This is a genomic window from Methylomonas sp. ZR1, from assembly GCF_013141865.1.
Lineage (GTDB): Bacteria > Pseudomonadota > Gammaproteobacteria > Methylococcales > Methylomonadaceae > Methylomonas.
In genome coordinates this window covers 573,506-588,554 of sequence record NZ_RCST01000001.1, presented here as the reverse complement: position 1 = coordinate 588,554, position 15,049 = coordinate 573,506, and the positions used below count along the sequence as shown (strand labels likewise).

At 51.5% G+C, this 15,049-nt stretch carries 14 protein-coding genes; 7 read left to right on the top strand and 7 right to left on the bottom strand.

All coding sequences use genetic code 11. The features are described 5' to 3' along the window. The first annotated feature begins 251 nt into the window (after positions 1-251). From DDY07_RS02675 to cpdA, 4 genes are all read left to right on the top strand, one after another. Positions 252-1,079: a helix-turn-helix domain-containing protein gene (locus DDY07_RS02675; RefSeq protein ID WP_171694710.1), complete on the top strand. Its 828-nt coding sequence runs from the start codon at positions 252-254 to the stop codon at positions 1,077-1,079. A 78-nt stretch (positions 1,080-1,157) separates the two neighbouring features. Further along, on the top strand, positions 1,158-2,471 hold the full coding sequence (argA, locus tag DDY07_RS02670) for an amino-acid N-acetyltransferase (protein WP_171694709.1): 1,314 nt from the start codon (positions 1,158-1,160) through the stop codon (positions 2,469-2,471). A 36-nt stretch (positions 2,472-2,507) separates the two neighbouring features. Continuing rightward, the gene (locus DDY07_RS02665; RefSeq protein ID WP_171694708.1) at positions 2,508-2,960 is read left to right on the top strand and encodes a GDP-mannose mannosyl hydrolase; all 453 of its coding nucleotides are present in this window, start codon (positions 2,508-2,510) and stop codon (positions 2,958-2,960) included. 3 nt (positions 2,961-2,963) lie between these two features. After that, positions 2,964-3,752: a 3',5'-cyclic-AMP phosphodiesterase gene (gene cpdA / locus DDY07_RS02660; RefSeq protein ID WP_171694707.1), complete on the top strand. Its 789-nt coding sequence runs from the start codon at positions 2,964-2,966 to the stop codon at positions 3,750-3,752. On the opposite strand, the gene DDY07_RS02655 is transcribed toward cpdA, so the two are convergent. Beyond that, complete coding sequence (locus DDY07_RS02655; RefSeq protein WP_020482442.1) at positions 3,749-4,276, bottom strand: RNA pyrophosphohydrolase; 528 nt, start codon at positions 4,274-4,276, stop codon at positions 3,749-3,751. The two genes, cpdA and DDY07_RS02655, sit on opposite strands and share 4 nt — an antisense overlap. Positions 4,277-4,429: 153 nt before the next feature. On the opposite strand from DDY07_RS02655, the gene DDY07_RS02650 reads away from it, so the two are divergent. Beyond that, a complete protein-coding gene (locus DDY07_RS02650) occupies positions 4,430-5,086 on the top strand; it encodes an HAD-IB family hydrolase (RefSeq protein WP_171694706.1) in 657 nt (218 codons plus the stop codon). 60 nt (positions 5,087-5,146) lie between these two features. On the opposite strand, the gene DDY07_RS02645 is transcribed toward DDY07_RS02650, so the two are convergent. Further along, positions 5,147-5,377 (bottom strand): sulfurtransferase TusA family protein, encoded by a 231-nt coding sequence (locus DDY07_RS02645; RefSeq protein WP_020482444.1) that lies wholly within the window; start codon positions 5,375-5,377, stop codon positions 5,147-5,149. Between the two features lie 74 nt (positions 5,378-5,451). On the opposite strand from DDY07_RS02645, the gene cysG reads away from it, so the two are divergent. Together cysG and DDY07_RS02635 are read left to right on the top strand one after the other, a co-directional pair. After that, positions 5,452-6,843, top strand: a complete 1,392-nt coding sequence (gene cysG / locus DDY07_RS02640) for a siroheme synthase CysG (protein WP_171694705.1) — start codon at positions 5,452-5,454, stop codon at positions 6,841-6,843. Between the two features lie 207 nt (positions 6,844-7,050). Continuing rightward, positions 7,051-7,386, top strand: coding sequence for a c-type cytochrome (locus tag DDY07_RS02635; RefSeq protein ID WP_036274679.1), 336 nt, complete (start codon positions 7,051-7,053; stop codon positions 7,384-7,386). A 76-nt stretch (positions 7,387-7,462) separates the two neighbouring features. Here DDY07_RS02635 and DDY07_RS02630 read toward each other — a convergent pair whose 3' ends face one another. The 5 genes from DDY07_RS02630 to ppsA form a co-directional block, all read right to left on the bottom strand. Continuing rightward, complete coding sequence (locus DDY07_RS02630; protein WP_171694704.1) at positions 7,463-8,077, bottom strand: hypothetical protein; 615 nt, start codon at positions 8,075-8,077, stop codon at positions 7,463-7,465. 142 nt (positions 8,078-8,219) lie between these two features. Then, on the bottom strand, positions 8,220-9,431 hold the full coding sequence (locus DDY07_RS02625; RefSeq protein WP_033157351.1) for an argininosuccinate synthase: 1,212 nt from the start codon (positions 9,429-9,431) through the stop codon (positions 8,220-8,222). Between the two features lie 96 nt (positions 9,432-9,527). Further along, complete coding sequence (waaA, locus tag DDY07_RS02620) at positions 9,528-10,787, bottom strand: lipid IV(A) 3-deoxy-D-manno-octulosonic acid transferase (RefSeq protein ID WP_171694703.1); 1,260 nt, start codon at positions 10,785-10,787, stop codon at positions 9,528-9,530. Between the two features lie 301 nt (positions 10,788-11,088). Beyond that, the gene (locus DDY07_RS23805; RefSeq protein ID WP_216614698.1) at positions 11,089-11,997 is read right to left on the bottom strand and encodes a hypothetical protein; all 909 of its coding nucleotides are present in this window, start codon (positions 11,995-11,997) and stop codon (positions 11,089-11,091) included. A gap of 342 nt (positions 11,998-12,339) precedes the next feature. Beyond that, positions 12,340-14,733 (bottom strand): phosphoenolpyruvate synthase, encoded by a 2,394-nt coding sequence (gene ppsA, locus DDY07_RS02610; RefSeq protein ID WP_171694702.1) that lies wholly within the window; start codon positions 14,731-14,733, stop codon positions 12,340-12,342. Positions 14,734-15,049: the final 316 nt, after the last annotated feature.

Here is a 15,049-nt window from a genome sequence, read left to right as displayed (position 1 = left end):
GCTGTTAAGACGCCATCAAGTGTTCAACTTTGCATATCAACCAACACGTGGTCATTTGCTGCTTCCAAAATATCTGGAAGCAGCCTTACTATTCCGGTTAACTCCTTACAAGCTTCGCCAGAATTTTCAATGCTGTACCCCATAGAGGCAGCACATAATTTTTGGTAGCGATTGCAACTGAAGCGATCAAACCGGCTAAATCGTGTAATTGATCCATTACCGCCGCAACTTGGCCTTAATCCCAATCGCTGATGAAACGCTTCCTGCTGCAACTGCTCTACATCTGGAAACAAAAGCTGAAAATCTATTTCATAGCCGGCTGGATCGGTGCCGGCATGGGAATATTTTTATTGGCGCCCAGTTACGATTACATCAGTTCGCGCGAACGCAACGCCGATCCGCTTTCCTCTATCGAATTCGTGCTCGGCCAGTTCACTGAAGTAATGACCGGCCAAATCAATCAGAACAACCTGATTCTGTTCTACGCCGAAATCGGCGCGATACTAGGTCTGCTATCGCTGGGTTTTTATCAGATACTGCACAAGCGGTTGGTCGCTTTGGATGCGTTGAAAGTCGAGCTGGAAAAAGATTTACCAACCATCATCCGCCAAGGCGAAGGACCGTTACTGGAGTTTAAATCGTCGCTGCGCTGGGATATTCAGGAGCAGCGCGTCAATAAGGCCCTGGAAGGCGTGATTATGAAAACCCTGGCCGGTTTCTTCAACAGCCCGGTTGGCGGCACCTTGCTGATCGGCGTGGCCGACAATGGCGAAGTCCTCGGCCTGGACTCGGATTTCCAAACCCTGAAAAAACCCGACCATGATGGTTTCGAGCAAACCTTGATGACTGCGATCTCCAGCACTCTGGGGGCCGATTTGTGCCCGCTGATCCACGTGCTTTTTCATAAATTGGCCGACCGTGATGTCTGCCGGGTTATTGTCTCCCCCTCACACCGGCCCGTGTTTCTGACGCAGAGCAACACCCCCAAATTCTTCGTGCGAACCGGCGGCGGTACTCGGGACCTGAACATTCAAGAAGCGCTGGATTATGTGGCCAGCCGTTGGAAAAAAACCAAATAACCAGCCCTGATTGGGTTTTAACGCCGGCAAAGTTACACTAAGCAGCCAGCAACCCCGCAACCGATTCGTAAACACTCCATGGAACATCAATCAACTTTCGTTAATTGGTTCAGAAATTCGTCGCCTTACATCCATGCTCATCGCAACCGCACCTTTGTGATCTTTTTCGGCGGGAACGCGGTGACGGAGCCGGAGTTCGACAATCTGATTCACGACTTCGCGTTGCTGAGGAGTCTGGGCGTCCGGCTGGTACTAGTGCACGGCATTCGCCCGCAGATCGACGAACAAGTCACCGGGCATGGCAACACACCGCAGTTTCACCACCATTTGCGGATTACCGATGCCACCACGCTGCAATACGTCAAGCAGGCCGCAGGTCTGGTACGGGTGGAAATTGAGGCCCTGTTATCGATGGGTGTGTCCGGCTCGCCGATGGCCGGCGCCAAAATACGTGTCGCGTCCGGCAATTTCGTTACGGCCAAACCCTTGGGCGTACTGGATGGCATCGACTATTGTCACACCGGCAAGGTCCGGCGTATCGATGCACAAGCCATTCATCAGCAACTGGATCAACACAATGTGGTGCTGATTTCACCTATCGGTTATTCGCCCAGCGGCGAAATTTTTAATCTGTCGGCCGAGGAAGTGGCAACCGAAGTAGCCATCGCCTTGCAAGCCGAAAAATTGATTTTGTTGACCGAACAAAATTGCGTATCGCCTGGCGATAATCATCCCATCCAACAGCTCACCACGGCTCAAGTTTCAGCACTATTGCAAGAGACGCCAACGGTCCCGGATGAAGTCGCCCGTTCATTACGCGCCGCGATGCAAAGCTGCGAAAAAGGCGTACAGCGCGCGCACTTGATCAATAGGCATGTGGACGGCGCCTTACTCCTGGAACTGTTTACCCGCGACGGTATCGGCACACTGATCAGCTCTAACGCCTTCGAAACTATACGGGCAGCGACATTGGACGACATCGGCGGCATTATGGAGTTGATCAAACCTTTGGAGCAGCAAGGCATCCTGGTCAAGCGTTCGCGGGAAAAGCTGGAGATGGAGATCGGCGACTACGTCGTTATCGAGCGCGACGGTCTGATCATCGGCTGCACGGCGTTTCATCCGATGGCCGACGGCAATAGCGCGGAAATCGCCTGTCTGGCGGTGCATGCCGATTATCAAAAAGGCGCGCGCGGCAACAGTTTATTGGACTATCTCGGCAACAAAGCCAAAACCGAGCACATCCAGCGTTTGTTCGTGCGTTCCACTCAAACCGTGCATTGGTTCGTCGAGCGCGGTTTTGCGCCGTGCGAAATCGACGATTTGCCCGAACCGATGAAAAGCGCTTACAACTATCAGCGCAATGCCAAGGTATTGTATAAAGACGTTTAACATCACCTTCCACCCACTCAGCTCACGGAATATAGGATGCTCAATAAACAGGATTTTCTGACAGTCGTAAAAAACACCCCCCTAGTCGCTATTGACTTAATTGTGCGTTCCAGCAAGGATGAAATATTGATGGGCTTGCGCATGAATGAACCGGCGGCGGGTTATTGGTTCGTGCCGGGCGGTAGAATCTATAAATCAGAAACGTTGGCAGCCGCGTTTCAAAGAATTACCGAAACCGAGTTAGGCACTGCCTACAGCATCGAAAGCGCTGATTTACTGGGCGCCTTTACCCATCTGTATGAGACTAATTTTGCCAAACAGCCGGGCATCACTACCCATTACGTGGTTTTAGGCTATCAATTGCAGCTTGACCTGGATATTAATCAGCTACCGGCACAACAACATTCTAATTACCGCTGGATTGGCAAAAACGAAGACTTGAGCGAGGTTCACCCTAACAGCCAAGCCTACTACCCCTATCTGCGCTGACCAATGCCTGCTTTAAAAGTCTTGCAGTTAACCGACCTGCATATATTGCCGCATGCCGGCGACAGGATGCTTGGTATCGATACCGAACAGTATTTCCAGCAAACCCTGGCCCACGCGCATGCTACTCTCGGCCCGTTCGATTTGATTTTATTGACCGGCGATTTAGGCCAAGACCCTAGCGCCGATAGCTACCGGCGAATTTGCCGGCATCTGCAAACTTATCAAACACCTTGCCTGTGTTTGCCGGGTAATCATGACGACTGGAAACTGATGCAAACCGAGTTGAACGTTGACTTCGTCAGTTGCCGTAAACATGTGCTGCTGAAGAATTGGCAGATTATTGCGTTAAACAGCCAAAAACCCGGGTGCCCCAGTGGGTTTCTATCACCGGAAGAACTGATATTTTTACGGCAAACGCTAAGCACACACGACATGCCTGCGCTGCTGGCGGTGCATCATCATTGTATTGCCAGCGGGAGCAGTTGGATGGATACCATGCAAATTGAGAATGGCGAGGCATTGCTGGCAATATTGGAACAGTTCCCGCAGGTTAAAGCCATCACTTGCGGTCATTTGCATCAGGAAATGCAAACTAGTCATAGACAAATAGCGATATACGCCACGCCGGCCAGCTGTTTTCAGTTCAAACCGTTTGCCGCCGAGTTTGAACTGGATACGCTAGCTCCCGGCTACAGGATCTTCGAATTGGGGGATGACGGCGACTTGCGATCCAGATGCTATCACCTGCCCATCAGCATGAGCGGCTTACAAACCAACCAGCACAGTTACTAACCAAACGCCAATCTTCCGGATAAATAACTCTCGGCGTTGACTCCCACGTCATTGGCAATCAACAAAGCTCCTAATTCGTCCATCGCTTTGCGGTACACCCGGCGTTTGAAGTAAACCACATCTTTCAGCGGATACCAGTACTCCACCCACTTCCAGTTATCGAACTCCTGCTTGTGCCCGCAATCGAACCTGACATTCGATTCATCTGTCATCAAGCGCAAAATAAACCAAATCTGTTTCTGCCCGATGCACAAGGGCGTGGAATTTTTGCGGATATACCGATCCGGCAGTTTATAGCGCAACCAATAACGGGTGCGCCCCAGCAACTGCACATGCTCTGCACACAAGCCGGTTTCCTCCCACAACTCCCGATACATCGCGGTTTCCGGGTCCTCGTCGCCATCGATCCCGCCCTGCGGAAACTGCCACGAGTTAGCGCCCTTGCGCTTTGCCCAAAACACACGACCCTCGTCATTGCAAAGGATAATGCCGACATTAGGCCGGTATCCTTTCGAGTCTATCATGTAAAAACCTGTATTATTTGCCGCCCTGTTGCTAATGCCTGGATGTTAAAATTAACAACGGCACGGCCATTAAAATGAATGGCGCAATTGTTCCACAAATAACCGGCGGACGCCACAGGCCGCTACTTTTTTCTTTATGACGACGGATTTGCCGTGAGCTTAGCGATTTTTGATCTGGATAACACGCTGATCGCCGATGACAGCGATTTTTTATGGGGCCAATTTTTAGTCGACCGTGGCATTGTCGACAAAGACCAGTATGAACAGGCCAATAAAAAATTCTACGAGGATTACAAACACGGCACGCTGGATATTGTCGAGTTTTTGCATTTCTCACTGGCGCCACTAGCCCAACACGACGCAGAGCAACTGTATCGCTGGCGCGCTGAATTCATCGAAACGCTGATCGAGCCGATCATGCTGGAGGCTGCCCAAGCTTTGGTGGAAAAGCATCGCGCGGCCGGCGACACCTTGCTGGTGATTACCGCCACCAATCGCTTCGTCACCGAGCCTATCGTCAAGCTATACGGTATCGACAACCTGCTGGCTACCACACCGGAATTTGTCGATGGTCGCTACACCGGTAAATTCAACGGCACACCCTGCTTTCAGCAAGGAAAAGTAGTGCAGCTGAACGACTGGCTGGCCAATTCCACGGAAACGCTGGCAGGCAGTTGGTTCTACAGCGATTCGCATAACGATTTGCCGCTATTGAGCTTGGTCGATCAACCGGTTGCTGTCGATCCCGACGAAAAACTACGGGAAGTTGCTCGGCAAGCAAACTGGCCGATTATTAGCTTGAGGAAATAAAAGCTGAGGACAAGGGTCAAAAGAAGCGCCCTTTTGACCCTTTATAATATTGAATCGCTTCTATTTTTTCTGTATAAAGAATACTTGTTTATCGGCTTCCTTGAATATCTTCAGCGGAATATGTCCCGCTTGATCGATATAGACGCCAAAGTCCAAATGGGCCGCCGGATCGGTAGCAATCACTTTGACTACCCTGCCGCTTTCCACTTCCATAATCGCCTTTTTCAAACGCAGCAACGGTAACGGACATTGCAATCCGCTGGCATCGACTTCCAAATCAAATTCGATCATAGTGGTGTTCACTCAACTGTTCTTTAGACAACGCTTATAATAACACCAACCCCAGACCACGAAAATCAAGCACCATGGATTACTTCCCGCTTTTCTTAAAACTAAAAGACCAGCCATGCCTGGTTGTCGGCGCCGGCGAAATCGCCTCGCGTAAAATCGAGCTCCTGGCAAAAACCGGCGCGCGAATTACCGTGGTGGCTCTGGAAATTGGCGCTAGCGTCGCGGAAATGGGGCGCAATAATCAAGTAGTAATCCAACAAAAGGCCTTTGCTGCGGACGATGTGAAAGGCATGCGCGTGGTCATATCGGCCACCAACCAGCGCACGGTCAACGAAACGGTTGCGCAAGCTGCGACGGCTCAGAATATTCCGGTGAACGTGGTGGATAATCCCGATTTATGCAGTTTTATCTTTCCGGCGATTGTTGATCGCTCGCCATTAATCGTAGCGGTGTCTTCCGGCGGCGTGTCACCGGTTCTCGCGCGCTTACTGCGTTCCAAGGTGGAAAGCGCCATTCCCGGTGCGTTCGGGCTGCTGGCGCAGTTTGCCGAGGATTTTCGAGCATTGGTTAAGGAACGACTCAAAGAACCCAACCGCCGCAGGGTATTCTGGGAAGACGCCTTGCAAGGCCACATCGCCGAATTGGTGTTTTCCGGCCGCCGCGAGCAAGCTGCAATAGAATTACAAGCCAAACTTGATGCGGCTGAGCAGACACAAAATCGCGGCGAGGTGTATTTGATCGGTGCCGGCCCCGGCGATCCGGATTTATTGACTTTTCGAGCCCTGCGCTTGATGCAGCAAGCGGATGTGATCGTCTACGACAGGCTCGTCTCCCAGGAAATATTAGAAATGGCTCGCCGCGACGCGGAGAAAATCTACGTGGGCAAGCAACGCAGCAATCACAGTCTACCGCAGGAATCGATCAACGAGTTGCTGGCGAATCTGGCTTTGTCGGGCAAGCGCGTCGCACGCCTGAAAGGCGGCGATCCGTTTATTTTCGGCCGAGGTGGCGAGGAAATCGAAACCCTGATGCAGCAAGGCATTCAGTTCCAAGTCGTACCAGGCATTACCGCTGCCGCCGGCTGCGCTAGCTATGCGGGAATTCCGCTGACCCATCGCGACCATGCACAGTCGTGCACCTTCGTTACTGGGCATTTGAAGGACGGCAACATCAACCTCAACTGGAGCCAGTTAGCCTCGCCTAATCAGACCGTCGTGATTTATATGGGTCTGGTCGGTTTGGAGACTATCTGCCAATCGTTGATCGATCACGGCTGCCCGGTCGATCAACCAATTGCATTGATTCAACAAGGCACTACCCGCCATCAGCGAGTCATTACCGGCACCCTGGGCGATATGCCTAAACGTGTCGAAAACGCGGACATTAAACCACCGACCTTGATCATAGTGGGCACCGTAGTGCGCCTGCGCAAACACTTGGAATGGTTTCAACCCGGCCAAAACTAAGCACATGTGAATTTTTCCTTATTTCAGGCGATGTTAAGTTTTACTTGGAAAAATCAGCCCGCAAACCCGGTAAAGGCGCGAGCGACAGAGAAAATCGATTGAATTTTTCGCTAAAGTTCCCTATCCTTTACCCGCTTAATTTCCCAATGAACTGCCTATGCAAATAAGAATATGCAGTTCTTTTTTTAAACACAACGAGAGAATCATATGAAAAAATCATTCGGTTTATTAGTAGGCGCAGCTTTGATCGCTATCAGCGGACAAGTTGCAGCTAACGAAGCGGAAGAAATCGGCGCGAAAATTTATGAGCGTGCTTTCGGTCGTGGTTGCGGCGCTTGCCATGACATCGCTTCTAACCCACAATTATCTGCTTTGATCGGCGCGGGTAAACTGCCTAAAGACCAATTTGCCAAAGTCTTAAAAGAAGGCAAAAACGGTATGCCTAAAGCTGTTGCAGCTATCATGGAAGTCGGTCCTGTGAAAAAAGCAGGTTACACCGAAGACCAAGCTATCGATGCAGTTTACGAATATCTGAAAAAATAATCGTAGCCTTACAGGCAAACAAAAAGCCGCTGCCCCTCACGGGACAGCGGCTTTTTTATGGTCGTTATACTACAAGTTAGTCTTGACGGCCGAGATACGCCTGTTGGCTGCGTTGATGGGTTAAGCGGTAACGGTTGCGTAGCCAAACTCCGGCAATCGCCGCAATCATCAATCCGCAAGACACAAAGGTCAGATAAACCAAATCCTTAATGTCGTTCAATTCCTTGATCAGGGCCTGATTGGCAGCCGCACCTTCCACTTTTGCCGGCGAATCAACGGAATAGGTAGTGAGTATTTTGACATCGCCTTTCAGATCCTGAATGGTCTGCAGGGAATCAGCCACGCTACCCTTTTTGATATTCTCTTCCAGGGCTCTTAGCTTGCTGTCGATAGACCCGCTTAACAAGCCGAACAACTGGCCTTTCAAGGCGCTGATTTCGGCGGATAGCGCCGGATTCTGCGTGGCATACACTGCCGAGATAGCCTGATGCTTTTGTATTTCGGTCAACAGATTTTGTTTAGGCAGTAAGACAAAACCCAACAAAAAAACCGCCGCCATCAACGCCAGAACCAGCATTAACAAAAAGCGATTAGCCTTCATCAGCGCCTGATGCTGATGGGCGCGCAGATAGACTATCTCATGCTTATCGGTATTGACATCATCCAGATTAATCTCAGGCATATCGCTCATTATTCTTTTAGTGTTGCTAATCGGGAAGCTCTATTGATTTCCTAGAGCACGCGGCGCCTAAACGGCACCCCATGCCCGCCGGAAATACATCGGCGCATTATACAAGCTAAATCAAAAATGTCCTGTTTTATACAAACCGCGATCAACGACCTTTTTTGGCGGCAATCCGCATTCTCAGGGCATTCAGTTTAATAAAGCCTTCGGCGTCTTTTTGGTTGTAAGCACCACCATCTTCTTCAAAAGTCGCGATATTTTCATCGAACAGACTATTGGTTTCCGAGGCGCGACCGACCACAACCACATTGCCTTTATACAACTTCACCCGGACCTTGCCGTTAACGTTGACCTGTGAGGCATCGATCATGGTTTGTAACAGCGCCCGCTCCGGACTCCACCAGTAACCGTTGTAAATCAAGGACGCATAACGCGGCATCAACTCGTCTTTTAAGTGCGCCACTTCGCGGTCCAGGGTCAGCGATTCGATGGCGCGATGCGCTTTCAACATCACCGTGCCGGCAGGCGTTTCGTAGCAGCCTCTGGACTTCATACCGACATAGCGATTCTCGACGATGTCCAGACGGCCAACGCCGTTAGCACCGGCAACTTTGTTCAATTTTTCCATCACCTGATGCGGCGTATGCGGCACATCGTCGATAGCGACGATGTCACCATTCTGATAGGTAAGTTCCACGTAGGTCGCTTGATCCGGGGCATTTTCCGGCGATACGGTCCAGCGCCACATATCTTCTTCCGGTTCCGTCCAGGGATTTTCCAAAATCCGGCCTTCGTACGAAATATGCAACGAGTTGGCATCCATGGAATAAGGCGAGGTTTTACCCTTTTTCATTTCCACGGAAATGCCGTGCTGTTCGGCATAATCCAGCAATTTTTGCCGCGAATTCAAATCCCATTCGCGCCAAGGGGCGATGATTTTAATATCCGGACGCAAGGCATAAGCGCCCAATTCAAAACGCACTTGGTCGTTGCCCTTGCCGGTCGCGCCATGAGAGACCGCGTCAGCACCGGTTTCATTGGCGATTTCGATTAAGCGTTTGGCAATCAAGGGACGGGCAATCGAAGTGCCGAGCAGATACTCGCCTTCGTAAATGGTATTGGCACGGAACATCGGAAACACGAAATCGCGAGCAAATTCTTCGCGCAAATCGTCGATATAAATTTCCTTGATGCCGGCAGCAGTTGCTTTAGCGCGAGCCGGCTCCAGTTCTTCACCCTGACCGATGTCGGCGGTAAATGTCACCACTTCACAGTCGTAGACATCTTGCAGCCATTTCAAAATAACCGAGGTATCCAAACCACCGGAATAGGCCAACACCACTTTTTTAATATCCGACATAATGCGCTTCACACCTTTTACAAATTAAAAAACGGGCGAATTATAACGGAAAACCTCAACGAGTTGCCCGCTAACCGCCCTAACCCACACGTAAAACTACAGGCACTGCGCCAACAAACCCACCACCCGTTTTGTCGCGCCTTGGTTATTTTCTACAAACGACCTACCGTTATCGATCAATCTATTTCTAAACGCTACATCGCGATAGAGACGCAACACTGCATCGGTTAGGCTTTGGCTATCACGACACTGTATCGCCCCTTCCAAGGCTAAAATGCGCTCGGCAATTTCCTGAAAATTAAACATTTCCGAGCCAAATAACACTGGCACGCCAATGGCGGCCGGTTCCAATACGTTGTGACCGCCGACCGGCACCAGGCTACCGCCGACAAAAGCCAGATCGGCAGCGGCGTACAACATTTTTAACTCACCCATGCTGTCAGCGATATAAACATCGGTTTGCTCATGATGCTGCTTTTGCTCGCTACGCATCGCCACCGCCAAACCCTGCTGTTCGCAGAGCTTTTTAACGGTTTGAAAGCGCTCAGGATGGCGTGGCACTATCAACAACAGCAATTCGGGTATCGATGCTTTAAGGAGCGGGTAAAGCGCCAGAAATATCTCTTCTTCGCCCTGATGAGTGCTAGCTATGATCCAGACCCAACGCTGGGCAAATAATTGTTGTTTCAATAGCTGCCCAGCCGCGACCGTAGCCGCATCTACCGCCATATCAAACTTGATATTCCCCAGCACCTGTACTTGCGCCGATTCAGCACCAATCTCGATAAACCGCGAGCGATCTTCCTCGGTTTGCGCTGCAATCGTGTGCACGCAAGCTAAAGCCGGTTTAACCAACCGCGGGATTTTTTGATAAGAACGCGCAGATCGCTCGGACAATCGCGCGTTAATCACAAATAGTGGAATCGCCTGCATCGCACAGGCGGCAAACAAATTCGGCCAGATCTCCTTTTCCATGATCACCGCCAGCCTTGGCCGAAAATGCTTAAGAAAGCGCGCGACTATAAAAGGTAAATCGTAAGGCAGATAGACGTGTTCGACTTGGTCAGCCAGTACAGCTTGAACACGCGCCGACCCTGTCGGCGTGGTGGTGGTGACCAACACCGGTATTTCCGGATATTCAGCCTGCAATAGCTTAAGCAATGGAAAAGCCGCTTCCGCTTCGCCCACCGAAACCGCGTGCAACCAAATGACATCGCGCTTTGATGGGGTGGAATAGATGCCTAAGCGTTCGCGCCAACGCTGCCGGTAGGCCGGCGCTTTGATGCCGCGCCAGTAAAGCCTAAACAAAACGGCGGGTAAAATTAAACCGAAAACCAATGTATAGAGACGACGCATCGGCTTTTAAAACCTGTAAGCCAGCTGCGAAATAAAGCGTCTTAAAGCTAGCGTTGCGTCCTTGGACATTAGCGCACCCTCAAAAATACCGGGGAGTATATCAAAGGGTAAACCTAAAATTTAACTGCTAACTGTGATCAGAACTCGGTACAAGGTAGCGACGAATCTATTGGGAGGAACGGTCGACCACATCCTTAGCCGCCCCGTAACAAAGACGCCATCCCTGGCAAATCTTCCTGATTATTCCTAAAACCACATTCCCTGCGCTACAAACCGTCAGACTTGCAGCATACTTTCACCCTTACGCCGCGACGGCAGCTTTACGGCGACCGCCAAAACCGATCATCCCGGCCATCGCGCTGCCGAATAACCAAACGGCGCCAGGAACTGGCACAGCGGCAATGGATAACTCGTAGCCGGAGACGTTTGCATTCCATCTGCCGACGCCGTTACCACCCAGCGCAATCGTATAAACTTGGCCTGCCTCTGCGAAAAACTCAAGATAATTCACAGCATCGACGGTAGCGTCATGAGTCAGGTACTCCATACCGGAACCAACGCCCACATTGTAGAAAGGGTTGCTGGTATTTTCCGGCTTGCCGGTGTTATTCCAACTACCGTGGTGGCTATAAGCTACCGAGTTGGTAGTATCCATACCTTTAAACACGGTAACGCCAAAATTACCGTTAATGGTGCCCAGCGAGGTCAGGTTCAGCCTCAGTACAGTAGAGATGTCGGATTTAATCAAACCCATGTCAATTTGGTGTTTCCAACCGGTTGGACCTGTTGCAGTGGGTAACCCGTCGTTACCCAGGCCATTATCTTTCCAAGCACCGGCGCCCGTATCAATTTCCGCTGCCACGCCATAATCAGCCAGTGCGTCGGCGGCAGACACCTCCAAGGTTCCTGGTCCGTGAATCGCGGCAGCCCAGTTCAAATGCGCGCGACCGGTATATCCGAACGGCAACGCACCGCCTGTTGTACCAAGCCAAGGCACTTGGGTACCTTGATAGCCGCCGCTTTCAGGGCCGGTAGCAATGGTATCGACATCAGGACCGTCATAAGTGTAATTCCAACCATCGGTTGCACTGGCCGCCGTTGTCGTGAAGGTGTTGTACATGACGTGCGCCGATGCGGTAGATGCACCCGCTGAAAGCGCAACACCCGCGACCGCCATCGAAACAGCTTTAGCCAATTTTGTTTTGATCATACGTTTTTTACCTTAAATCTTAAGTTTTAGGGAGAAAGCACCTTGAGCCCAGGACTTAACAATCTTGTAAGCCATCACTGACAGGCGCCTGCCTCCCTAACGCAATCCTTATGCCACCTATAAAACGTATTAATTACAAACAATTAGAATTTACTTATTCTCAGCCCCTAATCAAAGTCCGTGATTTAGCTCACAAAAAACAGGTGAAATAACATAATTTAGATTTTTCCCTTACTCGAGCAACCGTTTCCGACCAAAGTTCGAGAGCAACACAAATTTAGGTGTAACACGGTATTGAAAACATCAGCGGCAAGTCATAGAGCCATCAAACGCCCAGAGTAGCTATCGTCTCAACCTACGTTCTAAATCCAGCAGACGCTGGGTAGTCTGCAACACCGTATCCGGATTCAAGCTCATCGAATCAATGCCGATTTCGACTAAATATTCGGCCATTTCCGGGTAATCCGACGGCGCTTGACCGCAAAGACCTGAATGCCTGCCGTTGCGGCGAGCACCTTCCACCGCCAGGCGAATCATGGTCTTCACGCCGGCATCTCGCTCGTCGAAGTCATTCGCGACGATTTCCGAATCCCGATCCACTCCCAGAGTCAATTGCGTCAAATCATTGGAGCCGATCGAAAAACCGTCGAACAATTTGGCGAATTCGTCGATCAGGATGACGTTATTCGGTATCTCGCACATCACGTAAATTTCCAGGCCGTCATCCCCGCGTTTTAAACCCAGCTCTGCCATGTAAGCCAATACTCTCTCGGCCTCGTCTATGCGCCGACAGAATGGGATCATCAACACCACATTTTTCAGGCCCATTTGCTCGCGCACCCGTTTCATGGCCGCGCATTCCAGTGCAAACCCCTCGGCATAAGCCGGGTGCACATAGCGCGAGGCGCCGCGAAAACCGATCATCGGATTGGCTTCGTCGCGCTCGAACCAACGTCCGCCCAATAAGGTGGCGTATTCGTTGGTTTTAAAATCCGACATCCGCACGACCACCGGCTTGGGATAAAACGCCGCGCCGATCGTACCGACACCTTCCGCCAGACGTTGAATAAAGAACTCTTCCGGTCGGGCATAGCCTTCGGTCAACTGCTTAAGTTGCTCCGTTTCACCGACATCGGCGACTTTCTCCGGGTGAATCAAAGCCATCGGATGGGCCTTGATATATTCGGTGATGATGAATTCCATCCGCGCCAGGCCGACGCCATCGTTGGGCAGAAAGCTGAGTTTAAACGCCAACTCCGGATTGCCCAGATTGAGCATGATCTTAGTTTTTGGCCGCTGCAGTTGCGACAAATCCGTCTGCGTCACGTCAAAATCCAGCCGGCCGGCATAGACTTTGCCGACATCGCCTTCCGCGCACGATACCGTGACCAGGCTGCCGCTCGCTATCGCGGCTGTCGCGTTCTCGCAACCGATCACCGCCGGCACGCCCAATTCGCGTGCGATGATCGCTGCATGACAGGTTCTACCACCGCGATTGGTCACGATGGCCGCAGCGGTTTTCATCACCGGCTCCCAATCCGGCGTCGTCATATCGGCCACCAACACTTCGCCGGGTTTAAAACTACCGAGTTTGGCGACGTTGTCTATCACCCGCGCCTGACCCACCGCGATCTTGCTGCCCACGGCATGGCCTTTGACGATGGCTTCGCCTGCTTGTTTGAGCTGGTATTGTTCTAACACATTCCCGATTTTTTGCGAGGCCACGGTTTCCGGGCGGGCCTGCACGATATACAGCTTGCCGTCCAAACCGTCCTTGGCCCATTCCATATCCATGGGCCGGCCATAATGCCGTTCAATTTTCAGCGCGTAATCGGCCAATTGCAGCACTTCCGCATCATCGATACAAAATTGCCGGCGCTCGTGATTTGAGGTGGCGACGTTGCGAATCGGTTCGCGGGTACGGCCGTCGCTATAGATCATCTTGATTTTTTTAGCGCCCAGCGTGCGCCGCAATACCGCCTGATAGCCTTGCGCAAACGTGGACTTATGCACGTAAAACTCGTCCGGGTCGACCGCGCCCTGCACCACGTTTTCACCCAAGCCATAAGCCCCGGTGATAAACACGGCATCGCTGAAGCCTGACTCGGTATCCAGCGAGAACATCACGCCACTGGCCGCCAAATCGGAGCGCACCATTTTCATCACGCCAATCGACAAACCGATTTTGAAATGATCAAAGCCCTGATCCAGCCGATAATGAATCGCCCGGTCGGTAAACAGACTGGCAAAACAACGCTTGCAAGCATCCAGCAAAGCTTGGCCGCCGCGAATATTCAGATAGGTATCTTGCTGACCGGCAAAGCTGGCGGTCGGCAAATCCTCGGCTGTCGCGGAACTGCGCACCGCGACGGTTAAGTCGTCCTGATACTGCCGTTGTAATTGCCCAAAAGCATCCAGAATTTGCTGCTGCAAATCAGCCGGCAACGGCGCCGCATACACCAAATCCCGCGCCTGTTGCGCACGGTGCGCCAAGTCTGCAACGTCGTCGGCATCGACGTCGTCGAGTAAGGCGTGCAAGCGTGGCCAAGCATCGGCCTGGTCCAGCATATAACGGTAGGCTTCGGCGGTAATCGCAAAACCATTGGGGACCATCACCCCATCAGCGGCCAGCTCGCGATACATCTCGCCGAGCGAGGCATTTTTACCGCCGACCAGCGGAATATCGTTAATGGTAAGTTCTGCAAACCAGCGGATGTATTGATTGTGCGTGGACATGTTGCGCTCCTTGGCTGTTGTTATGCTTGTCCTGATAAGCATACGCCGTTGGCGGTAATCGGCAAGGTCTGGAGCTGTCGCCTGGGGCGGGTGTAATTCCGGTGAGCGAGGTTTTAGCGAAATTTTAAAGCGGGTGGATTGTGAAGGTCAGGGATAACTCCCCGCCCCGCCAAGAATCGGTGAATTATTTACGCAACAGATAACCGATTATCCCGCCTGTCGCCGCGGATAAGATCGACATCGCCCACTTTTTTTCCTCCGCGCTGGTGGTAGTTGCCACCAAAGTGGCGTAGCACAACCAGACGATTAAAACCAC